The sequence below is a fragment of the Streptomyces sp. NPDC014995 genome, assembly GCF_043080745.1.
GTDB lineage: Bacteria > Actinomycetota > Actinomycetes > Streptomycetales > Streptomycetaceae > Streptomyces.
In genome coordinates this window covers 311842-333739 of record NZ_JBIBVX010000002.1, presented here as the reverse complement: position 1 = coordinate 333739, position 21898 = coordinate 311842, and the positions used below count along the sequence as shown (strand labels likewise).

Genomic DNA, 21898 nt, shown 5'->3' with positions numbered 1-21898 from the left:
ATGCGCGGCGCCCCGATCACAGGGAACGCGGCAGGAGCCGCGCCGTCACAGTGTGCGCAGCAGCACCGCCGGTTGTTCCACGCAGTCCGCCACGTAGCGCAGGAAACCGCCCGCGGTGCCGCCGTCGCACACCCGGTGGTCGAAGGTGAGCGAGAGCTGGACGACCTGGCGCACCGCGAGCTCGCCCTCGTGGACCCAGGGCTTGGGGACGATACGGCCGACGCCGAGCATGGCCGCCTCGGGGTGGTTGATGATCGGGGTGGAGCCGTCGACGCCGAACACGCCGTAGTTGTTCAACGTGAAGGTGCCGCCGGTCAGTTCGGCCGGGGTGAGGGTCCCGGTGCGGGCCGCCTCGGTGAGGCGGGCGAACTCCGTGGTGAGGCCCTCGGCGTCCCGGGCGTGCGCGTCGCGGGCGACGGGCACGACGAGGCCCCGCTCGGTCTGCGCGGCGAAGCCGAGGTGGACGTGGTCGAGCTGGACGACCTCCCGCGCCTCCTGGTCGACCGTGGAGTTGAGCTCGGGGAAGCGTGCCAGGGCCGCGGTGCAGATGCGGGCCAGCAGGGCGAGCAGGGAGATCCTGGGTCCGCCGGCCGCGTTCATCGCCGTCCGGGCGCGCATCAGCTCCGTCGCGTCGGCGTCCACCCAGCAGGTCGCGTCGGGGATCTCGCGGCGGCTGCGGGAGAGCTTGTCGGCGACGGCACCGCGGACGCCCCGGAGGGGGATGCGGGTGCCGGCAGTGGCGGAAGCGGGGGCGGAGGCCGAAGCGGAGGCCGGGGTCCGGGCGGGTGCCGGGGTCCGGGCGGGTGCCGGTGCCTCGGCCGGCTGCCGCTCGGCGGGCACGGTGGGGCGGCCCTGCGCGGCGGCTGCCCGCAGTGCGTACTCCACATCGGCCCGCAGGATCAGCCCGTCGGGCCCGGAACCGGTCAGCTCCCTCAGGTCGAGGCCGTTCTCCCGGGCGAGCCGGCGGACGAGGGGGGAGATCACGGGCACGGGCCCGTCGGCCACCTCGGTGGTGCCGGTCTGCCCGTTCGGCGCCTCGGGCACCGTGGACACGGCGGGGGCCGGCCGGGTCTGCCGCACCCGGCGTCGCCGCGCGGGCGCCTGCGAGGTGCCGTACCCGACCAGGACGTTGCCCGAGCCGCTGCCCTCGGTCTCGCCGTCGGAGGCCGGCGCGCCGACCGCGACCGTCAGCAGCGGGGCGCCGACGGGCAGTTCCGTGCCCTCCTCGCCGAAGCGGGCGGTGACCACGCCGCCGTAGGGGCAGGGCACCTCGACCATCGCCTTGGCCGTCTCGACCTCGACGACCGGCTGGTCGACGGCGACGACGTCACCGACCTGGACCAGCCAGCGCACGATCTCCGCCTCGGTGAGCCCCTCCCCGAGGTCGGGCAGTTTGAACTCCAGCACCTGTGCCATCAGCTCTCGGCCTCCCACTGCAGACGCGCCACGGCGTCCAGGATGCGGTCGACGCCGGGCAGGTGGTGACGCTCCAGCATCGGCGGCGGATAGGGGATGTCGAACCCGGCCACCCGCAGCACCGGTGCCTCCAGGTGGTGGAAGCAGCGCTCCGTGACACGGGCCGCGATCTCCCCGCCCGGACCTCCGAAGGAGCCCGATTCGTGGACGACGACCGCGCGGCCGGTCCGCCGTACCGAGGCGCAGACCGTCTCGTCGTCGAACGGCACCAGGGAGCGCAGGTCGACGACTTCGAGGTCCCAGCCCTCGGCCCGCGCCGCCTCGGCGGCTTCGAGGCAGACGGGCACCGACGGCCCGTACGTGATGAGCGTGGCGCTCCGGCCCGAGCGCCGCACCACCGCGCGGCCGATGGGTTCAACGGTCCGCGGGTCCTCCGGGTTCCAGGCGTCCTTGGACCAGTACAGGCGCTTGGGTTCGAGGAAGACGACCGGGTCGTCGGAGGCGATGGCGGCGCGCAGCAGGCCGTAGGCGTCGGCGACGGTGGCGGGCGTGACGACATGGAGCCCCGGAGTCGCCATGTAGTACGCCTCGGAGGAGTCGCTGTGGTGCTCGACGCCGCCGATGCCGCCGCCGTAGGGGACGCGGACGGTGATCGGCAGGGGCATCCGGCCGCGGGTGCGGTTGCGCATCCGGGCCACATGGCTGATGAGCTGCTCGAACGCCGGGTAGGCGAAGGCGTCGAACTGCATCTCCACGACCGGCCGCAAGCCGTACATGGCCATGCCGACGGCCGTACCGAGGATGCCCGCCTCGGCGAGCGGGGTGTCCGTGCAGCGGTCCTCGCCGAACTCCTTGGCGAGTCCGTCGGTGACCCGGAAGACGCCGCCGAGGGTGCCGACGTCCTCGCCCAGGACGTGCACGGACGGGTCGGCGGCCATCGCGTCGCGCAACGCGCGCGTGAGGGCCTGCGCCATCGTGGCGGGCTTGACGGCGACGGTGGTCATCAGTGCGCCCCTTCCTGTTCCGCGTCGAGCTCGGCCCGCAGCAGGGCGCGCTGCTCGCGCAGTTGGGGCGTGGGCTCGGCGTACACGTCGGCGAACAGGTCCATGGGGTCCAGCGTCGCGTCCTGGTTCATACGGGCGCGCAGATCGGCGGCCAGGGTCTCGGCCGCGTCCCGCGCGGCCTGCTTCGCCTCCTCGTCGAGCAGCCCGCGCGCGGTCAGCTCGCGCTCCAGCAGCAGGATCGGGTCGTGTGCGCGCCAGGTCTCGACCTCGGCGTCGCCGCGGTAGCGGGTCGCGTCGTCGGCGTTGGTGTGGGCCTCGATGCGGTAGGTGACCGCCTCGACGAGTGTGGGGCCGCCGCCCGCGCGCGCGTGCCGTACGGCGTCGCTCAGAACCTCGTGCACGGCGGCCGCGTCGTTGCCGTCGACCAGTCGGCCGGGCATGCCGTACCCGACGGCCTTGTGGGCCAGGGAGGGGGCGGCGGTCTGCTTGGCGAGCGGGACGGAGATCGCGAAGCCGTTGTTCTGGACGAGGAAGACGACCGGTGCCTGCCAGACGGCGGCGAAGTTCAGCGCCTCGTGGAAGTCGCCCTCGCTGGTGCCGCCGTCGCCGACCATGGCGAGCGCGACCACGTCGTCGCCCTTGAGACGGGCGGCGTGGGCGAGGCCCACGGCGTGCGGGAGCTGGGTCGCGAGCGGCGTGCACAGGGGCGCCACGCGGTGCTCGTAGGGGTCGTAGCCGGTGTGCCAGTCACCGCGCAGCAGGGTCAGGGCCTCGACCGGGTCCACGCCGCGGGCGACGGCCGCGAGGGTGTCACGGTAGCTGGGGAAGAGCCAGTCCCGCTCCTCGAGGACGAGCGCGGCGGCGACCTCGCAGGCCTCCTGGCCGGTGCTGGAGGGGTAGACGGCGAGGCGGCCCTGCTTGGTGAGGGCGGTGGCCTGCGCGTTGTACCGGCGGCCGCGTACCAGCTCGGCGTAGAGCCGGCGCAGCAGCTCCGGGTCGGCCTGCGCGGCCGCCTCGGTGCCGAGGACGCGGTGGGGCTCGGCGTCGGGCAGCAGCGGCGCGGGGTCGGTGCGGGGCTGCCAGGCGGGCGGCGGTGTGGGCCGATACGCGCCCCGCTGCTCCATGACCGTCATGACGGCACCTCCTCTTGGGAGTGGCTACGGGAGGCGTGTCGGCTGTGACCCGCCTCACCTACCGATTGTTCGGTCGTCGGCACATTTTGGCTACATGCACCCCCAGGCTGTGGACAAACGGTTCTGCACAGCCTGAGATGGACGCAGGACGTCCACGGCGGAGAGGCGGGGGGACATGGCATCTGAACAAATGGCCGACAGCCCGGACGGCGGCTCCCCCCTGCCACCACCCCGCCCGCTCGACGCCATCGACCAGGACATCCTGCAGATGCTCCAGGCGGACGGCCGCGCCTCGATACGGTCGGTCGCCGAGCGGGTCCACGTCTCGCGCGCCAACGCCTACGCGCGCATCAACCGACTCCTCGACGACGGCGTCATCCGCGGCTTCGGCGCCCGCGTCGACCACGAGCGCGCGGGCCACGGCACGTCCGCGTACATCACGCTGAAGATCGTCCAGAACTCCTGGCGCACGGTCCGCGAGCAGCTCAGACAGCTGCCCGGCGCCTCGCACATCGCCCTGGTGGGCGGTGACTTCGATGTGCTGCTCCTGGTGCACACGCCCGACAACAGGGCGCTGCGCGAACTGGTGCTCACCCGGCTCCAGGCGATCCCGGAGGTGCTCAGCACCCGCACGCTGCTGGTGTTCGAGGAGGAGGACCTGGAGCCGCAGAGCTGACCGTCAGGGCTCCTTGCGCAGCCCCGAGAAGACCAGCCGCACCACCGCGTCGGCCACCTCGCGCTCGCCCATGCCCCGCCCGTCCGGCCGGTACCACTCGACGATCGAGTTGATCATCCCGAAGACCAGCCGGGTCGCGAGCCGCACCTCCACGTCACCGCGCACGTCCCCGTCGACGGCGGCCGCCTTCAGCAGTGCGGCGACCCGGTGGTCGAAGTCGCGGCGGCGCTCCAGGGCCCACCGCTCGGTGCCGGTGTTGCCGCGCACCCGCAGCAGCAGCGTGACGTAGGGAAGCTCGGATATGAGCACCTCGACCATGCGCCGTACGACGTACTCCAGGCGTTCGGCGGCCCGCCCCACGCGCGCGTGCTCCTCGTCGAGGATGCCGAAGAGGCCGTCCAGCGCCCGGCTGACCGCGCGGCGCAGCAGTTCCTCCTTGCCGGCGACGTGGTGGTAGATCGACGACTTGGAGATGCCGGCCGCCTTGGAGAGGTGCTCCATGGAGGTGCCGTCGTAGCCGCGCTCGTTGAAGACCCGCACGGCGACCGACAGCAGGGTCTCCGGGGTGTACGTGTCGCGCTTGGCGGTGGTCACGAGGCGCCCTCCCGCTTCTCGGTGGCGTAGGAGTGCCGGTAGAGCGCGAGGGACGGCGCGTAGCGGCCGGAGGGGTCGCGCTGGTGCAGGTCGTCCAGGAGGGAGCAGGCCCAGCTGCGGCCCAGTCTGCGGCTCCACTCGAAGGGCCCGAGGGGGTAGTTCACGCCCAGGCGCATCGCGGTGTCGATGTCCTCCTCGGTGGCCACGCCCTTGGCGACGGCGTCGTGCGCGAGGTCGACGATCCGCGCGACCGTACGGGCGACGATCATGCCGGGGACGTCGCCGATGACGCTGACGTCCTTGCCGAGCGCCTGGAACAGGCCGATGGCCTCGGACAGGGCCTGCGGGGAGGTGTCCTGGGAGGCCGACAGGGCGATGCGGGTGGCCTTGCGGTAGTCCAGGGCGAGGTCGAAGTAGACGACGTCACGGAACTCCACGGAGGTCTGCCCGTCGGCGAGCGCCAGCTGGCCGTCGCCCGGCAGCACCAGGCGGGTGCCGTGGTCCTCTTCCTCCTCGCGGACCTGGATGCCCGCCTCGCGGATCATCGCGAGCAGCTCCGAGGCGGGGCCCAGGTCACCCTCGGCGACGACGTACGCGGGCGGCTGGTGCCTCTCCGCGGTGTGCGGTTCGGCGCGCTCGGCACCGTCCCGGTAGTCGTACCAGCCCTGGCCGGTCTTGCGGCCGAGGCGGCCGGACTCGACCAGCCGGCGCTGGGCGAGGGAGGGGGTGAAGCGCACGTCCTGGAAGAAGGACTGCCAGACGGAGTGCGTGACGGACTCGTTGACGTCCTGCCCGATCAGGTCGGTCAGTTCGAACGCGCCCATCCTGAACCCGCCCGACTCGCGCAGGACGGCGTCGATGGTGGCCGGGTCGGCGCCCTGGGCCTCGTAGACCGCGAACGCCTCGGCGTAGAAGGGCCGTGCGATGCGGTTGACGATGAAGCCGGGGGTGTCGGCGCAGGCGACCGGGGTCTTGCCCCAGGCCCGGGCGGTCTCGTACGCGCGCGTGGCCGAGGTGACGTCGGTGGCGAAGCCCGAGACGACCTCGACCAGCGGGAGCAGCGGCGCGGGGTTGAAGAAGTGCAGGCCCACGAGGCGGCCCGGGTTGCGCAGGGCGCCGCCGATCGCCGTGACCGACAGGGACGAGGTGTTGGTGGCGAGCAGACAGTCCTCGCCGACGACGTCCTCCAGTGCCCGGAACAGCTCCTGCTTGGCGTCCAGCCGCTCCAGGACGGCCTCCACGACCAGCGCGCAGTCCGCGAGGCCGGCGAGGTCCTCCACGGGCGTGAGACGGGCGCGGGCGGCGTCCCGCTCGGCGGTGGTGAGCCGGTCCTTCTCGACGAGCCGGTCGAGGCGGGCGCCGATCGCGGCGGCCGCTTCCCGGGCACGGCCGGCGGCGGCGTCGTACAGCCGCACGGGATGGCCCGCGACCAGCGCGACCTGGGCGATGCCCTGGCCCATGGTGCCGGTGCCGACGACGGCCACGGGGCTGCTGAGGTCGAGTGCTGTCATGTGCGCGATCCTCCCGCACGGGCTTGTCCACAGATGCGGCGGACCCCCTTGTCCCGACCGATCGTTCGGTTACTCTAACTCTGACCGCCTGTTCCTGTCCTTGTTTCCCCCAGCTCATGAGCTCGACGAAGAGTTCTCAAGACGAGGAGTTGGTCCCGCATGGCCGCCGAACTCACCGCGCACGATCTGATCGCCAAGCACCGGCCCACCCTCGACCAGGCCCTGGAAGCGATCCGCACCCGCGCGTACTGGTCCCCGCACCCCGAGCACCCCAAGGCCTACGGGGAGCACGGCAGTCTGGACGCGGCGGCGGGCAAGGCCGCCTTCGACGCCCTCCTCGGCACCCGCCTCGACCTGGGCCAGCCCGGCACGGACGACTGGGTGGGCGGCGAGGTCTCCCCGTACGGCATCGAGCTGGGCGTGACCTACCCGCACGCGGACGTGGACGTGCTGCTGCCCGCCATGAAGGCCGGACAGCGCGCCTGGCGGGACGCGGGCGCCGAGATCCGCGCGGTGGTCTGCCTGGAGATCCTCAAGCGGATCAGCGACCGGACGCACGAGTTCGCGCACGCGGTCATGCACACCTCCGGCCAGGCCTTCATGATGGCCTTCCAGGCGGGCGGCCCCCACGCCCAGGACCGCGGCCTGGAGGCCGTGGCCTACGCGTACGTCGAGCAGGTCCGCACACCCGACACGGCCGAGTGGACCAAGCCGCAGGGCAAGCGCGACCCGCTCGCGCTGACCAAGCGGTTCACGCCGGTCCCGCGCGGAATCGCCCTGGTCATCGGCTGCAACACCTTCCCGACGTGGAACGGCTACCCGGGCCTGTTCGCCTCCCTCGCCACCGGCAACGCGGTCCTGGTCAAGCCCCACCCGCGCGCGGTGCTGCCGCTGGCGCTCACCGTGGGCGTCGCGCGCGAGGTGCTCGCCGAGGCCGGATTCGACCCCAACCTGGTCGCGCTGGCCGCCGAGCGGCCCGGCGAGGGCATCGCCAAGACCCTGGCCACCCGCCCCGAGATCAGGATCATCGACTACACCGGCTCGACGACCTTCGGGGACTGGCTGGAGGCCAATGCCCGGCAGGCGCAGGTCTACACGGAGAAGGCCGGCGTCAACACCGTGCTCGTGGAGTCCACCGCGAACTACAAGGGCATGCTCTCCAACCTGGCCTTCTCGCTGTCCCTCTACAGCGGCCAGATGTGCACCACCCCGCAGAACCTGCTCATCCCCCGCGACGGCATCCGCACCGACGAGGGCCCCAGGACCTACGACGAGGTCGTCGCCGACCTGGCCCGCTCGGTCGACGGCCTCCTCGGTGACGACGCGCGGGCGAACGCCCTGCTCGGCGCGATCGTCAACCCGGACGTCAAGGCCCGCCTGGAGGCCGCGGCCGGCCTCGGCGAGGTCGCGCTCGCCTCCCGCGAGGTGCGCAACGCGGAGTTCCCGGACGCGGTCGTGCGGACGCCCGTGATCGTGAAGCTGGACGGATCCAAGCCGGACGACGAGGCCGCCTACATGAGCGAGTGCTTCGGACCGGTCTCCTTCGCCGTCGCCGTCGACTCCGCCCAGGACGCGCTCGGACTGCTGCGGCGCACGGTCCGCGAGAAGGGCGCGATGACCGTCGGCGCGTACACGACCGACGCGGAGGTCGAGCAGGCCGTCGAGGAGGTCTGCCTGGAGGAGGCGGCCCAGCTGTCCCTCAACCTCACCGGCGGGGTCTACGTCAACCAGACGGCCGCCTTCTCCGACTTCCACGGCTCGGGCGGCAACCCGGCGGCCAACTCGGCCCTCACCGACGGCGCGTTCGTCGCCAACCGCTTCCGGGTGGTGGAGGTGCGCCGGGAGTCCTAGGGCCAGTCGTTCGTATCGGGTCGCAGGGCGTCGACGGTGTCTCGTCGGCGCCGGCGAGCGGGGTTCGGTGCGTGCAGCTGCAAGGCGGAGGAGGGCGTCGACGCGGAGCGTCGGCAACCGACGACTAGGCCGCAGACGCGCGTGTCAGGCCCCGCCTCTGCGGCGTGACCCGGTCGACATGCCCTAGACGGTCGCCGCGCCCCCGCCGGCGCTCCAGTGGTACAGCGTCATGGCCACGCTGGTCGCGAGGTTGTAGCTGGAGACCTGGGGGCGCATCGGCAGGGCCAGCAGATGGTCGGCCCGCGCGCGGAGCGCGCGGGACAGCCCACTGCGCTCCGATCCGAAGGCGAGGACGGCGTCGTCCGGGAGCTTCACACCCCGGATGTCCTCGCCCTCCGGGTCGAGCGCGAACACCGGGCCGGGCGGCAGTTCATCGACGGTCAGCCGTTCCACGGCGGTCGCGAAGTGCAGCCCCGCCCCGCCGCGCACGACGGTCGGGTGCCAGGGATCGAGGGTGCCGGTGGTGACCACCCCGGTCGCCCCGAAACCGGCGGCCAGCCGGATCACGGCTCCCGCGTTGCCCAGGTTGCGCGGCTCGTCGAGGACCACGACGGGCGCGGTGCGCGGCATCCGGGCCAGCACCCGCAGCCGCGCCTCGCGGGACGGCCGTACGGCCAGGGCGGCCACGGCGGTGGGATGCGGGCGCGGCACGAGCGAGGCGTACGTCTCCTGCGGCACCTCCGTCAGCAGCGCGTCCAGCGTCGCCCGCACGTCGGGGGCGAGCTCGTCGGCGAGCGCGAGCACCGCCCGCCGGTCGACGGCGACCGCCATCTGGACCTCGGCCCCGAAGCGCACGGCGTGCTTGAGGGCGTGGAAGCCGTCGAGCAGCACCGAGGCGTCGGCGAGCCGGCGCCACGGGGCGAGGGGGTCGGTCATGCCGTGAAGCCTACGCGGCTGGGTTCGGCGTCCTGGGACGTCCGCCCGTCCCGCTGCCCCGGCACGACGGCGCGGTCCCGCGACAGGGCCGCGTCACGCGCGCGTGCCGCCCAGCCGCCCAGCCGGCGCAGGAACGGCGTCGGCAGGAACACCGCGTCGGTCGCGATCATCGCCAGCGAGAAGAACGGCAGTCCGAGGACCACGGCGATCACCGCGTGCTCGGTCATCATCGCCACCAGCAGGACGTTCTTCACCCGCCGGTTGAACAGCGTGAAGGGGAAGGCGACCTGCACGACGACCGTCCCGTACGTCACGAGCATCACCATCGTGCCGCTGGAGGACAGCAGGTCGCCGAGGGCGGGCCAGGGCGAGAAGTAGTCGAGGTGCAGCGGGTAGTAGACGGCGGTGCCGTCCTGCCAGCGCGAGCCCTGGATCTTGTACCAGCCGGCCGTGGCGTAGATCAGGCAGGCCTCGGCCATGATCACCAGCAGGGCGCCGTTGTGCAGGACGTTGGTGACGACGTCCAGCAGGATCCGGGGCTCCGCGGACTGCGTCAGGCGTCCCACGGCCCACCACAGGCCCTGCGCGGCCCACGCCGCCCACAGGATCGCCGGCACGATCCAGTCGCCGTCGAGGCGGCCCGTCCCGGTCGCCGCGACCAGTACGACCCCGGACACGCACCACAACACGGGCCCGACCCGGTCGGTCACCCGCTCCCCCCGCGCGCGGGCCTCGGCCGCGCGCCGCGCCCGCCGCGCGTCCAGCGACCACACCTGGCCGCAGCGGGTGAACACGAGGTAGATCGACATCAGGTGCAGCACGTTGTCGCCGCCGTCGCCGACGAAGACACTGCGGTTCTGCAGCGAGAGCACGCCCACCATGAACAGCACCGACATCGTGCGGGTGCGCCAGCCGAGCAGCAGCAGCGCGCTCGCCAGCACCGCGAGCGCGTACACCGCCTCGAACCAGCCCCGCCCGTCCGACCACATCAGGGCCGTGAAGGCGCCGTTGCCGTCGATCAGCCGCCGGCCCAGCTCCCAGCTCCACGGGCCGTCGGGGCCGTAGAGCTCCGTGCGGTGGGGCAGCTCGCGCAGCAGGAACAGCAGCCAGGTCAGGCTGAAGCCGATGCGGATCACGGCGGTCTGGTACGGCCCGAGCGCGGACTCGGTCACGCGGGCTATGACGGCGGACACCGACAGGGACAACCGGTTCATCGCACGCCTCCCTCGGCCTCGGCGGCCGGCACCGACCACCAGGGCAGCACGCGGTACGCCGGCGTCGACGACACCTTGTCCGCGCTCCACGGGGGAGCCGGCACGTTGGTGGTCCTGGACCGCACCTGGACCCGCTCTATGAGGCCGCCCTTCCCGGCCGCGCCGCCGCGCTCCAGACGCAGCACGACGATGCGGCGCAGGTACTCCTCGGAGAGGGCGCCGCGCGGGCTCAGCGCCCGGTTGTCGGAGTCGTGCGAGCCCAGGTAGAAGTCCCACGCGCGGCGCAGCTCGTTCTGCTGGGTGTGGCTGGGCATCAGGTTGCCGTCTATGTCCCGGCCGTCCTGCGCGGAGAGGTCGTACCAGGCGGTGGTCCGCGAGGAGCCGTCCGCCGTGCGGATGTCGGCGCGGACCTGGACGGCGATGTTCTGCTGCAACGGGTTCGGCGCGAACAGCTTCCAGTTCTGCTCGAACTCCGGGTAGACCCACTCGTCGATCGCCTTGCCGTGCGTCTTGGTGACCGTGTTGGACGGCGCGACGTGCAGGAAGACCATGCCGAGGTGCACGCAGACGGCGACCGCGACGACCGCGAGCGCCAGGGCGGCGACCGTCTGGTAGCGGGGGGAGAGCGCGGCCACACCGGTGCGGGGGTCGGGGGCGGGGACGGGCCTGGGATCGGGGGCGGGCGTGGGTATGGCGGCGGGGGCCGCGAACTCGCCGGGTGCGGCCCCGGGGCCGGCCTCGACGGCCTCAGCGGCTGGACCGGGGAGGGAACGGGGTCGGGCGTCGGTGTTCTCGTCTCCGGAGGAACCAGGGTGCGCCTCCGGGAGCCCGGCCCGGGCGGCGGCCGGGTGGTCCTTCACCGGCGGCCCGTCCGTGGGCCGCCCCGCCCCAGGTCCTCGCGCCGCCTCCGCCTTCGCCTGCGCCTCCCGCGCAGCGCCAGAGCCTCCGTCGTACGCGTCCATTCCGCCCCGTTCCCCGATTCCGGTCGTCTTCCGACTGCTGTGCCGCGCCCCGGCGGCCCGCTCGGCCGCACACCACCGCGCCCCTGCGCGTCACCGCGCACAGCCGGACGGCCTTCGTACGGGCGTCGCACGGTCGCCGCACGGAACGGTACTCAGCCCCACCCGCACCGCGCAGCCTTCCCCCAGGACCGGCCCGGCCCGACGAGCGCCGCGCCACGTGGTCCGGCGGGCGCGCGCGGGTTGTCCACAGGCAGGCCCGCAGGTTGTCCACAGCGGTTGACACCTTACGACGGCCGACTCACCATGGAATCGCACGGACCGAACGATCGGTCGGGAGAAGGCTCGGTCAGAGCCCAAAGGTCGAGGGGGACCGCATGGCGACAGCAGCCGCGCACCAGCCGGCCCGCACACAGCAGCACGCGGCCTACGACGGCACAGCGGACGCCGTCGGCGTCGAGGACGTCCACCAGCGCGCCTTCGACGCCGCCGTGGCCGCCGACGAGCGCATCGAGCCCCGCGACTGGATGCCCGACGCCTACCGCGCCACCCTGGTCCGCCAGATCGCCCAGCACGCGCACTCCGAGATCATCGGCATGCAGCCGGAGGCCAACTGGATCACGCGCGCGCCCTCCCTGCGCCGCAAGGCCATCCTCATGGCGAAGGTCCAGGACGAGGCGGGCCACGGCCTGTACCTCTACAGCGCCGCCGAAACCCTCGGCACCGGCCGGGACGAACTGCTCGACAAGCTGCACACCGGCCGCCAGAAGTACTCCTCGATCTTCAACTACCCCACGCTCACCTGGGCGGACGTCGGCGCGATCGGCTGGCTGGTGGACGGCGCCGCGATCACCAACCAGGTGCCCCTGTGCCGCTGCTCCTACGGCCCGTACGCGCGCGCGATGGTCCGCATCTGCAAGGAGGAGTCCTTCCACCAGCGCCAGGGGTACGAGCTGCTGCTGGCCCTCAGCCGCGGCACCCCCGAGCAGCACGCGATGGCGCAGGACGCGGTGGACCGCTGGTGGTGGCCGTCGCTGATGATGTTCGGCCCGCCCGATGACGAGTCCGCGCACTCCGCGCAGTCGATGGCCTGGAAGATCAAGCGCCACTCGAACGACGAGCTGCGCCAGCGCTTCGTCGACATCTGCGTCCCCCAGGCGGAGTCCCTGGGCCTCACCCTCCCCGACCCGGACCTGCGGTGGAACGAGGAGCGGGGGCACCACGACTTCGGCCCGATCGACTGGTCGGAGTTCAAGGAGGTCCTCAAGGGCAACGGTCCGTGCAACGAACAGCGGATCACCCAGCGCAGGCGGGCACACGACGAGGGCGCCTGGGTACGGGAAGCCGCCGCGGCCTACGCGGCCAGGCACAGCGGTGCGGCGGGCACCGGCGGGACAGGAGCGAAGCAGGCATGACGAACACCGACTGGCCCCTGTGGGAGGTCTTCGTGCGCTCCCGCCGCGGCCTCTCCCACACCCACGCCGGCAGCCTGCACGCGCCGGACGCGGAGTTCGCCCTGCGCAACGCCCGCGACCTGTACACCCGGCGCGGCGAGGGCGTCTCGATCTGGGTCGTGCCGTCCGCGGCGATCACCGCCTCCTCACCCGACGAGAAGGACCCGTTCTTCGAACCGGCCGCCGACAAGCCGTACCGGCACCCGACGTTCTACGAGATCCCGGAGGGGGTGAAGCACCTGTGACCACGACCCTCGACGCGAAGACCGCCGCCCTCGCCCTCGGCGACGACGCCCTGGTGCTCTCCCACCGTCTGGGGGAGTGGATGGGCCACGCGCCCGTGCTGGAGGAGGAGGTCGCCCTCGCCAACATCGCCCTCGACCTGCTGGGCCAGGCCCGCGTCCTGCTGTCGATGGCCGGCGACGAGGACGAACTGGCCTACCTGCGGGAGGAACGCGCCTTCCGCAACGTGCAGCTGGTCGAGCAGCCCAACGGCGACTTCGCCCACACCATCGCCCGCCAGCTGTACTTCTCCACCTACCAGCACCTGTTGTACGACCGGCTGGCGGCCGCGGAGGGCCCGTTCGCGGGGCTCGCGGCGAAGGCGGTCAAGGAGGTCGCCTACCACCGCGACCACGCCGAGCAGTGGACCCTCAGGCTCGGCGACGGCACGGACCTCAGCCATGAGCGGATGCGGCTGGCGTGCACCGCCCTGTGGCGGTTCACCGGAGAGATGTTCCGGCCGGTGGACGGCATCGACACCGACTGGGCGGGGCTGGAGACGGCCTGGCTGGAGTCGGTCGGGGAGGTGCTGCGCCGGGCCGGTCTCGATCTGCCCGAGGGGCCGCGGACCGGGGCGTGGAGCGCCGGCGCGGGCCGCCAGGGCCTGCACACCGAGTCCTTCGGCCGGATGCTCGCCGAGATGCAGCACCTGCACCGCAGCCACCCGGGGGCGTCATGGTGACGCTCACCCCGCTGGAGGCGGAACTCCTCGAGGTCGCCGGCTCGGTGCCCGACCCCGAACTGCCCGTGCTCACGCTCCTGGAGCTCGGCGTCCTGCGCGCGGTGCACGTGCGTGACGGCGAGGCCGTCGTGGTCGAGCTGACCCCGACCTACACCGGCTGCCCGGCCGTGGAGGCGATGTCCGTGGACATCGAGCGGGCGCTGCGCGACCACGGCGTCCGTGACGTCACCGTGCGCACGGTGCTCACGCCGGCGTGGTCGACGGACGACATCTCCGCCGAAGGGCGCCGCAAGCTCCGGGAGTTCGGCATAGCGCCCCCGCGCACCCTGTCGGCGTCGGAACCGGTCACCCTCACCCTCGGCCCGACCCGCGGGAACACCCCGGTGGAGCCGGCCGACGACCCGGTCCGCTGCCCGCACTGCGGTTCCGCCGACACCGAGCTGCTCAGCCGCTTCTCCTCCACCGCGTGCAAGGCGCTGCGGCGCTGCCTCACCTGCCGTGAACCCTTCGACCACTTCAAGGAGTTGTGATGGCCCGCTTCCACCCGCTCCCAGTGGCAGCGGTGGACCGGCTCACCGACGACTCCGTCGCCCTCACCTTCGCCGTCCCCGCCCACCTGCGCGAGGAGTACCGGCACGCCCCCGGCCAGCACCTCGCCCTGCGGCACACCGCCGACGGGACCGAGATCCGGCGGACGTACTCCATCTGCTCGCCCGCGCCCGAGCCCGGCGGTGAGGGTCCGCGCACCCTGCGGGTGGGCGTGCGGCTGGTCGAGGGCGGGGCCTTCTCGACGTACGCGCTCAAGGAGATCGCCGTCGGCGACGAGCTGGAGGTGATGACACCGGCGGGCCGGTTCACCGTCGAGCCTGCGCCCGGCCTGTACGCGGCGATCGTCGGCGGCAGCGGCATCACACCCGTGCTGTCGATCGTCTCCACCCTGCTGGCGCGCGAGCACGAGGCCCGGTTCTGTCTCGTCCGCAGCGACCGGACGGCCGCCTCGACGATGTTCCTGGAGGAGGTCGCCGACCTCAAGGACCGGTATCCGGACCGGCTGCACCTGGTCACCGTGCTCTCCCGGGAGGAACAGCAGGCCGGGCTGCCCTCCGGACGGCTGGACCGGCAGCGGCTGACCTCACTGCTGCCGGCGCTGCTGCCCGTGGCAGACGTGGCGGGATGGTTCCTGTGCGGGCCGTTCGGGCTGGTGCAGGGCGCGGAGCGGGCGCTGCGGGAACTCGGCGTCGCCCGTTCCCGCATCCACGAGGAGATCTTCCACGTGGACGTCACCGCCCCCTCCACCGCCCCCACGGGCGCGCCTTCGCACGCCACGGTCACCGCCCGCCTCGACGGCCGGGGCGGCAGCTGGCCCGTGCGGGACGGGGAGTCGGTCCTGGAGGCGGTCCTGCGCAACCGCCCCGACGCGCCCTACGCCTGCAAGGGCGGAGTGTGCGGGACCTGCCGGGCCTTCCTGGTCTCCGGCGAGGTGCGCATGGACCGCAACTTCGCGCTGGAGCCGGAGGAGACGGAGGCGGGTTATGTCCTCGCCTGCCAGTCGCATCCGCTGACGGAGACGGTGGAGGTGGACTTCGACCGCTGACGGGCCGGGCCGGGAGAAGCCGGGAAGGGCCGGTGTACGGCGGGGAGCCGGGTGCGCCAGGCCCTTCGGCACCGGGTCCCGCTCGGGGTGACGCCCATCCGCGACGACCGGCGGGAAGGGTCCGGCGAACCGCGGACAAGCGGGGGAAGGACCGACCGGTGAGGACCGGCCCGGGACCGCCGAGAAGTCGAGGACGGGCCGGTGGACCACGGAGGAGCCGCGGTGCCGGAGCCCGGGAAGGGGCGAGTGAACCCCTGCGGCGGGAAAGCCCCCTCCCCCTGCCCGGCCGTTCCCTTCTCCTAGAACCTGTTCTATCTTGACGCTCCGTCAGATCAGCTGACCCGTCAGGAGGACAGGCCGTGGACTTCACCTTCACCGAGGAGCAGCAGGCGGCGGCCGAGGCCGCGCGCGGAGTCCTCGCCGACGTCGCACCGGACGGCGTGCCCAGCCCGGCCCTCACCAGGGGTGCCGTCGCCGACCACTTCGACCGGACGCTGTGGGCCAGGCTCGCCGACGCGGACCTGCTGAGTCTGCTGCTCCACGAGGAGTCCGGCGGGGCCGGCCTGGACGCCGTCGCGCTCTGCCTGGTGCTGCGCGAATCGGCGAAGGTACTGGCCAGGGTCCCGCTCCTGGAGACCAGCGCGGCCGCGGCCGCCGTACAGGCCTACGGCGGGTCTGAGCTGAAGTCCGCGCTGCTCGCGCGGGCCGGCCGGGGCGAGGTCGTCCTGACCGTCGCCGCACACGGCCGCACCGGCCACGACGCGGCCGAACTCGCCGTGACCGCCCGGCAGGACGAGGAGGGCACCGCCCGCTCGGACGGAGCCGGGAGCGGGGGAGACTGGGTGCTCGACGGAGTCCAGACGGCGGTGCCGTGGGCGTACGACGCCGACCACATCCTCGTCCCCGCCCGCACCGGGGACGACCGCAGCATCCTCGCCCTGGTGCCCCGCGGACACGCGGGAACCGCACTCGCCGAACAGATCTCCACCACCGGCGAACGGCTCGGCGAACTGCGCCTGGAATCGGCGCGGATCAGCGCCCGCGACGTCATCACCGCCGACGGCGCCTGGGAGTGGCTGCGCGGACTGCTGGCGATCGGGACCTGCGCGCTGGCGCTCGGCCTCGGCGAACGCGTCCTGCGCATGACCGGCGACTACACCAGCGAACGGAAGCAGTTCGGGCATCCGATCGCCAGCTTCCAGGCCGTCGCCGTCCAGGCCGCCGACCGCTACATCGACCTGCGCGCCATGGAGGTCACCCTGTGGCAGGCCGCCTGGCGGATCGCCTCCGGGGCCCAGGGCGCGCTGCCCGCCTCAGGCGACATCGCCGTGGCCAAGATCTGGGCGTCGGAGGGCGTCCGGCGGATCGTGCAGACCGCGCAGCATCTGCACGGCGGGTTCGGCGCCGACGTCGACTACCCGCTGCACCGCTACCACGCCTGGGCCAAGCACCTGGAACTGTCACTCGGCCCGGCCGCGGCGCACGAGGAGGCCCTGGGCGACCTGCTGGCCGCCCATCCCCTCGGCTGACGCCCGCCCTACACGACGAAGCCCGGCTGCCCCTCGTCGGTCACGACCGGGCGGCCGACCGCCGCCCAGTACTGCATGCCGCCGTCGACGTTCACCGCGTCGATGCCCTGCTGGACGAGGTACATCGTGACCTGGGCCGAACGGCCACCGGAACGGCAGATCACATGGACCCGCCCGTCCTGCGGAGCCGCCTCGGTCAGCTCGCCGTACCGCGCGACGAACTCGCTGATGGGGATGTGCAAGGCCCCTTCGGCATGGCCCGCCTGCCACTCGTCGTCCTCGCGGACGTCCAGCAGGAAGTCGCCGTCCTTGAGGTCACCGACCTGGACCGTGGGCACACCAGCTCCGAAACTCATACCCCCGACGCTACCCGAAGCCACGCACACCCTCACGGGCCCGCCACCGCCACCCGACCCGCGGGCCCCTACCCCACCAGCTCCGCCAGCTCGGCCTCCTTCTTGGCGACCTCCGCCAGCAGCTGATCGGCGATCTCGTCCAGCAGACGGTCGGGATCGTCCGGGGCCAGCCGGAGCATCGCGCCGATCGCGCCCTCCTCCAGCTCCCGCGCGACCAGCGCGAGCATCTCCTTGCGCTCGGCGAGCCATTCCAGACGGGCGTACAGCTCCTCGCTGGGACTGGGCCGCCGCTCCGCGGGCGCCGGACCGGCCGCCCACTCCTCGGCCAGCTCGCGCAGCAGAGCCTCGTCGCCGCGGGCGTAGGCGGCGTTGACGCGGGTGATGAACTCCTCGCGCCGCAACCGTTCCGCGTCCTCCTGCGCCAGATCGGGGTGGGCCTTGCGGGCCAGCTCGCGGTAGAGCTTGCGGGCCTCGTCGCTGGGCCGCACCCGCTCCGGGGGCCGCACCGACTGGTCCGTGAGCATCGCCGCGGCCTCCGGGGACAGCCCGTTCCCGTCCATCCAGCCGTGGAACAGCTCCTCGACCCCGGGCATCGGCAGCACCCGCGCCCGCGCCTCGGCCGCCCTGCGCAGGTCCTCCGGGTCGCCGGTACGGGCGGCCCGGGCCTCGGCTATCTGCGCCTCCAGCTCGTCGAGCCGGGCGTACATCGGACCGAGTTTCTGGTGGTGGAGCCGCGAGAAGTTCTCGACCTCGACGCGGAAGGTCTCCACCGCGATCTCGAACTCGATCAGCGCCTGCTCAGCGGCCCGCACGGCCTGCTCCAGCCGCTCCTCGGGCCGCGACTGCTCAGCTTCGGGGGTCGTCACCCGACCAGCGTAGGCCAAGCCCGGCACAGCACCGGGAGCCCGCCGCGAGGAGTACGAGGGGAACAAGCTGCTCAAGGCCGTCGAGCGGCGCTTCGGCGTGGCCGCCCGCCACCCGGGGAGGAGTGGGTGTCCAGGCTCGGCGAGACCGAGAGGTCGCTCGGCGTCATCGTCTCCGCCGCGGCGACACCCCGCATCGGGACCCCGCCGTCACACTCCCAGCTCCGCCGCGATCCTCCCCGCCCGCACCGCCGCCACCAGCTCCGCGTGGTCCGCCTCGGTGCGGTCGGCGTAGGCGACGGCGAACGCCGCCATCGCCTCGTCCAGCTCCTCGCTCTTGCCGCAGTAGCCGGCCACGAGGCGGGGGTCGGCGCTGTGGGCGTGGGCACGGGCCAGGAGGGCACCGGTCATCCGACCGTAGTCGTCGATCTGGTCGGCGGCGAGGGCGGCGGGGTCGACGCTTCCCTTGCGGTTGCGGAACTGGCGGACCTGGAAGGGACGGCCCTCGACCGTCGTCCAGCCGAGCAGGATGTCGCTGACGACCTGCATCCGCTTCTGGCCGAGGACCACCCGGCGGCCCTCGTGACCGGCCTCCGGTGCCTCGAAGCCGGCGCTCAGCAGGTGCGGCACCAGGGCCGACGGCCGCGCCTCCTTCACCTGGAGCACCAGCGACTCGCCCCGGTGGTCCAGCAGCAGCACGACGTACGACCGTGTGCCCACGCTGCCGGTGCCCACGATGCGGAAGGCGACGTCGTGCACCGCGTGCCGGGCGAGCAGGGGCAGGCGGTCCTCCGAGAGCGTGGTCACGTACTGCTCCAGGGACGCGGCCACGGCCGAGGCCTCCGCGTCGGACACCCGCCGCAGCACCGGCGGCGCGTCGACGAAGCGGCGTCCGCCCTCCGGCGTCCGCTCGGTCGCCCTCGCCGCGAATCGCCCACTGGTGTTGGCCCGCGCCTTCTCCGAGACCCGCTCCAGGGTGCCCAGCAGGTCGTGGGCGTCGGTGTGGGAGACCAGCTCCTCGTCCGCGATGGCGTTCCACGCGTCCAGCACCGGCAGCCTGGCCAGCAGCCGCATGGTGCGCCGGTAGGCGCCGGCCGCGTCGTGTGCCGCCTTGCGACAGGTGTCCTGGTCGGCACCGGCCTCCCGGCCCGCGAGCACCAGCGACACGACGAGCCGCTTGAGGTCCCACTCCCAGGGGCCGTCGACCGTCTCGTCGAAGTCGTTCAGGTCGATCACCAGACCGCCGCGGGCGTCGCCGTACAGGCCGAAGTTGGCCGCGTGCGCGTCGCCGCAGATCTGGGCGCGGATCCGGGTCATGGGGGTGCGGGCGAGGTCGTACGCCATGAGGCCCGCCGAGCCGCGCAGGAACGCGAACGGCGTGGCCGCCATCCGGCCCACCCGTATCGGCGTGAGCTCGGGGATGCGGCCCCGGTTGGACTCCTCGACCGCCATCACCGCGTCGGGGCGGGAGGCGTCCAGCTCGAACCCGGCGTGCGCCGCGCGCGGCACCCGGCCGCGCAGCGCCTTGCCCTCCTCCTTCGGCGCCCCCGCGACGGGCCACTCGGCGAAACCACGCACCCGGGGAAGCCGCGGCCCCGTGCCCGCGCCCGTCCCCACTCCGCCCTCGGTCACCACGACCGCCTCCCCCGCACGTCACACATGGCTCGTACACAGGGCTGGTAACACCGGCCCGACGAGCCGAACATCAACTCGTGCCGACCGTACAGCCCGGCAGCCGGCCCGCGTCAGGCCCTGTGGACAACTCTCCGCCTGTGGACAACCCCGGGTGCAGCCCCCCACACCCCGTGAGATACCTCACGCACGGCAAAGCCCGCGCCCGCCCGCCCCACCCTGCCCCGTCCATGGCTGAACACGAAGAAGCCCCGCAGGTCCAAGACCTGCGGGGCTTCCACTGTTGTGCGCGAGGGGGGAGTTGAACCCCCACGCCCTTGCGGGCACTGGAACCTGAATCCAGCGCGTCTGCCTATTCCGCCACCCGCGCATTGGGTGTGTCCTCGGGCTTGTGGGCTTTTCTGCCCGGCGCCTTCCGACACGCAGAACATTAGCACGCAGGGAAGGGTGCGTTCACATCCCTTTCCCCGGGGCAGGGGTCACCAGGGAGGCGTCCGGCAACCTCCGTACGTCTCGGCGACGACCGGTTCACGTATCAACCTCGTACCTATGACGACCGTCTCCCCAGGAGCCGGACGAGGTCCACAGTCAGGTGCGGGACACTTGTCCTCGGCCGCCTCTACGATCCTGGGCATAAGCAGGTACAGAGGAGGGCGTCGACACCCGTCGACGGGGCCGACAGGGGGAACCAGCCGATTCACCGGCGCGTGGATACGATCAGTAAGCAGTACCAGGTAAGCAGCAGGACGCGGGACGCAAGTCACGACGGAGGAGGTGCCCCATGGGAGTCCTGAAGAAGTTCGAGCAGCGTCTCGAGGGTCTGGTCAACGGCACCTTCGCCAAGGTCTTCAAGTCCGAGGTCCAGCCCGTCGAGATCGCGGGAGCGCTCCAGCGGGAGTGCGACAACAACGCGACGATCTGGAACCGCGACCGCACGGTCGTGCCCAACGACTTCATCGTGGAGCTGAGCACGCCCGACTACGAGCGTCTCAGCCCCTACTCGGGCCAGCTCGGCGACGAGCTGGCCGGCATGGTGCGCGACTACGCCAAGCAGCAGCGCTACACCTTCATGGGGCCGATCAAGGTCAACCTGGAGAAGGCGGACGACCTCGACACCGGCCTGTACCGGGTGCGCAGCCGTACGCTCGCCTCCTCCAGCAGCCAGCAGGCGCCCGAGCGCGCACCGGCCGGCGGCCAGCGCCCCGGCGGCTACGGCTACCCGCCCGCCGGTGCCACCGCGGCACCGCCCATGCCGTCCGCGCCGCCGCCCGGCGCCCCCGGCGCCCGGCCCGGCGGCTACGGCTACCCGCCCGCCGCGGGGGCCCAGCGCCCCGGCGCGGCCGGAGGCGGCGGCCTGGCCGGCGCCCCGCAGCCCGGATCCCGCACCCGGCACTGGATCGAGATCAACGGCACCCGCCACCAGATCTCCCGCCCGACGCTCGTGCTGGGCCGCAGCACCGAGGCCGACGTGCGGATCGACGACCCCGGCGTCTCCCGCCGGCACTGTGAGATCCGGACCGGAACGCCCTCGACGATCCAGGATCTCGGCTCCACCAACGGCATCGTGGTGGACGGGCAGCACACCACCCGCGCTACGCTCCGCGACGGCTCGCGGATCGTCGTGGGCAGCACCACCATCATTTACCGGCAAGCCGAAGGGTGAAGCGGGGGCAATGTCAGAGCTGACCCTCACGGTCATGCGGCTGGGTTTCCTGGCCGTACTGTGGCTGTTCGTGATCGTGGCCGTGCAGGTCATCCGCAGCGACCTGTTCGGTACGCGGGTCACCCAGCGCGGCGCGCGCCGGGAGGCCGGGCGCCAGCAGCAGGCCGCCCGGCAGGCCGCCGCGCCCCCGCAGCAGCGCCAGCAGGCCGCCGGTGGCCGCCAGCGCCGTAACGCCCCCTCCAAGCTCGTGGTGACCGAGGGCACCCTCACCGGCACCACCGTCGCGCTCCAGGGCCAGACGATCACGCTGGGCCGCGCGCACGACAGCACGATCGTGCTGGACGACGACTACGCCTCCAGCCGCCATGCCAGGATCTACCCGGACCGCGACGGCCAGTGGATCGTCGAGGACCTGGGCTCCACCAACGGCACGTACCTCGACCGAACGCGGCTGACGACTCCCACACCGATCCCGCTGGGCGCGCCGATCCGTATCGGCAAGACCGTCATCGAGCTGCGGAAGTAGTACGACAATGAGCGAGCGGAGCG

The 21898-nt window shown here is 72.9% G+C and carries 21 protein-coding genes and 1 tRNA gene; 10 read left to right on the top strand and 12 right to left on the bottom strand.

Going from position 1 to position 21898, the window contains the following annotated elements:
- Positions 1 to 45: 45 nt before the first annotated feature.
- Genes ACF1A1_RS05910 through pdhA form a run of 3 tightly spaced genes read right to left on the bottom strand, consistent with a single transcriptional unit; the run spans position 46 to position 3553 of the window.
- Positions 46 to 1416: a dihydrolipoamide acetyltransferase family protein gene (locus ACF1A1_RS05910; RefSeq protein WP_391645851.1), complete on the bottom strand. Its 1371-nt coding sequence runs from the start codon at positions 1414 to 1416 to the stop codon at positions 46 to 48.
- Positions 1416 to 2420, bottom strand: a complete 1005-nt coding sequence (locus ACF1A1_RS05905; protein ID WP_391645849.1) for an alpha-ketoacid dehydrogenase subunit beta — start codon at positions 2418 to 2420, stop codon at positions 1416 to 1418. The genes ACF1A1_RS05910 and ACF1A1_RS05905 overlap by 1 nt, the downstream gene beginning before the upstream one ends.
- Positions 2420 to 3553 carry a pyruvate dehydrogenase (acetyl-transferring) E1 component subunit alpha gene (gene pdhA / locus ACF1A1_RS05900; protein ID WP_391645847.1) on the bottom strand — a complete coding sequence of 378 codons (1134 nt, stop codon included), beginning with the start codon at positions 3551 to 3553 and terminating at the stop codon, positions 2420 to 2422. Before pdhA ends, ACF1A1_RS05905 begins: the two co-directional genes overlap by 1 nt.
- A 190-nt stretch (positions 3554 to 3743) precedes the next feature.
- Between pdhA and ACF1A1_RS05895 the strand changes: the two genes are divergently transcribed.
- Entirely contained in the window at positions 3744 to 4229 is a 486-nt protein-coding gene (locus ACF1A1_RS05895) for an Lrp/AsnC family transcriptional regulator (RefSeq protein WP_391646391.1), read from the top strand.
- Between the two features lie 3 nt (positions 4230 to 4232).
- Here the strand turns inward: ACF1A1_RS05895 and ACF1A1_RS05890 are convergent, their stop codons facing one another.
- On the bottom strand, positions 4233 to 4823 hold the full coding sequence (locus ACF1A1_RS05890; protein ID WP_391645845.1) for a TetR/AcrR family transcriptional regulator: 591 nt from the start codon (positions 4821 to 4823) through the stop codon (positions 4233 to 4235).
- The gene (locus ACF1A1_RS05885) at positions 4820 to 6334 is read right to left on the bottom strand and encodes a 3-hydroxyacyl-CoA dehydrogenase (RefSeq protein ID WP_391645843.1); all 1515 of its coding nucleotides are present in this window, start codon (positions 6332 to 6334) and stop codon (positions 4820 to 4822) included. Before ACF1A1_RS05885 ends, ACF1A1_RS05890 begins: the two co-directional genes overlap by 4 nt.
- 159 nt (positions 6335 to 6493) lie before the next feature.
- Between ACF1A1_RS05885 and paaN the strand changes: the two genes are divergently transcribed.
- Entirely contained in the window at positions 6494 to 8185 is a 1692-nt protein-coding gene (gene paaN, locus ACF1A1_RS05880; RefSeq protein WP_391645841.1) for a phenylacetic acid degradation protein PaaN, read from the top strand.
- Between the two features lie 183 nt (positions 8186 to 8368).
- On the opposite strand, the gene ACF1A1_RS05875 is transcribed toward paaN, so the two are convergent.
- From ACF1A1_RS05875 to ACF1A1_RS05865, 3 genes are read right to left on the bottom strand one after another with little or no spacing between them, the layout of a single operon-like run.
- Positions 8369 to 9121, bottom strand: coding sequence for a TrmH family RNA methyltransferase (locus ACF1A1_RS05875; protein ID WP_391645839.1), 753 nt, complete (start codon positions 9119 to 9121; stop codon positions 8369 to 8371).
- Positions 9118 to 10335 (bottom strand): HTTM domain-containing protein, encoded by a 1218-nt coding sequence (locus ACF1A1_RS05870; RefSeq protein WP_391645837.1) that lies wholly within the window; start codon positions 10333 to 10335, stop codon positions 9118 to 9120. Before ACF1A1_RS05870 ends, ACF1A1_RS05875 begins: the two co-directional genes overlap by 4 nt.
- Positions 10332 to 11195, bottom strand: a complete 864-nt coding sequence (locus tag ACF1A1_RS05865; RefSeq protein WP_391645835.1) for a DUF5819 family protein — start codon at positions 11193 to 11195, stop codon at positions 10332 to 10334. Before ACF1A1_RS05865 ends, ACF1A1_RS05870 begins: the two co-directional genes overlap by 4 nt.
- 476 nt (positions 11196 to 11671) lie before the next feature.
- Here ACF1A1_RS05865 and paaA point away from each other — a divergent pair, with 476 nt between their 5' ends.
- The 6 genes from paaA (at position 11672) to ACF1A1_RS05835 (ending at position 16835) form a co-directional block, all read left to right on the top strand.
- On the top strand, positions 11672 to 12709 hold the full coding sequence (gene paaA / locus ACF1A1_RS05860) for a 1,2-phenylacetyl-CoA epoxidase subunit PaaA (protein WP_391645833.1): 1038 nt from the start codon (positions 11672 to 11674) through the stop codon (positions 12707 to 12709).
- The gene (gene paaB, locus ACF1A1_RS05855; RefSeq protein ID WP_133043987.1) at positions 12706 to 12993 is read left to right on the top strand and encodes a 1,2-phenylacetyl-CoA epoxidase subunit PaaB; all 288 of its coding nucleotides are present in this window, start codon (positions 12706 to 12708) and stop codon (positions 12991 to 12993) included. Before paaA ends, paaB begins: the two co-directional genes overlap by 4 nt.
- Positions 12990 to 13712 (top strand): 1,2-phenylacetyl-CoA epoxidase subunit PaaC, encoded by a 723-nt coding sequence (gene paaC / locus ACF1A1_RS05850; RefSeq protein WP_391645831.1) that lies wholly within the window; start codon positions 12990 to 12992, stop codon positions 13710 to 13712. The genes paaB and paaC overlap by 4 nt, the downstream gene beginning before the upstream one ends.
- Positions 13706 to 14242, top strand: a complete 537-nt coding sequence (gene paaD / locus ACF1A1_RS05845; protein ID WP_391645829.1) for a 1,2-phenylacetyl-CoA epoxidase subunit PaaD — start codon at positions 13706 to 13708, stop codon at positions 14240 to 14242. Before paaC ends, paaD begins: the two co-directional genes overlap by 7 nt.
- Positions 14242 to 15306: a 2Fe-2S iron-sulfur cluster-binding protein gene (locus tag ACF1A1_RS05840; RefSeq protein ID WP_391645827.1), complete on the top strand. Its 1065-nt coding sequence runs from the start codon at positions 14242 to 14244 to the stop codon at positions 15304 to 15306. The genes paaD and ACF1A1_RS05840 overlap by 1 nt, the downstream gene beginning before the upstream one ends.
- Before the next feature lie 359 nt (positions 15307 to 15665).
- Positions 15666 to 16835 (top strand): acyl-CoA dehydrogenase family protein, encoded by a 1170-nt coding sequence (locus ACF1A1_RS05835; protein WP_391645825.1) that lies wholly within the window; start codon positions 15666 to 15668, stop codon positions 16833 to 16835.
- A gap of 8 nt (positions 16836 to 16843) precedes the next feature.
- Here ACF1A1_RS05835 and ACF1A1_RS05830 read toward each other — a convergent pair whose 3' ends face one another.
- The 4 genes from ACF1A1_RS05830 to ACF1A1_RS05815 form a co-directional block, all read right to left on the bottom strand.
- Positions 16844 to 17173, bottom strand: a complete 330-nt coding sequence (locus ACF1A1_RS05830; RefSeq protein ID WP_391646389.1) for a rhodanese-like domain-containing protein — start codon at positions 17171 to 17173, stop codon at positions 16844 to 16846.
- An 86-nt stretch (positions 17174 to 17259) separates the two neighbouring features.
- Positions 17260 to 18057: a J domain-containing protein gene (locus ACF1A1_RS05825; RefSeq protein WP_391645823.1), complete on the bottom strand. Its 798-nt coding sequence runs from the start codon at positions 18055 to 18057 to the stop codon at positions 17260 to 17262.
- Between the two features lie 207 nt (positions 18058 to 18264).
- On the bottom strand, positions 18265 to 19689 hold the full coding sequence (locus ACF1A1_RS05820; RefSeq protein WP_391645821.1) for a DUF2252 domain-containing protein: 1425 nt from the start codon (positions 19687 to 19689) through the stop codon (positions 18265 to 18267).
- A gap of 283 nt (positions 19690 to 19972) precedes the next feature.
- Positions 19973 to 20056, bottom strand: a tRNA-Leu gene (locus tag ACF1A1_RS05815).
- Between the two features lie 411 nt (positions 20057 to 20467).
- On the opposite strand from ACF1A1_RS05815, the gene ACF1A1_RS05810 reads away from it, so the two are divergent.
- A complete protein-coding gene (locus ACF1A1_RS05810; protein ID WP_391645819.1) occupies positions 20468 to 21349 on the top strand; it encodes an FhaA domain-containing protein in 882 nt (293 codons plus the stop codon).
- A gap of 10 nt (positions 21350 to 21359) precedes the next feature.
- Positions 21360 to 21875, top strand: a complete 516-nt coding sequence (locus ACF1A1_RS05805) for an FHA domain-containing protein (protein WP_391645817.1) — start codon at positions 21360 to 21362, stop codon at positions 21873 to 21875.
- Positions 21876 to 21898 lie beyond the last annotated feature (23 nt).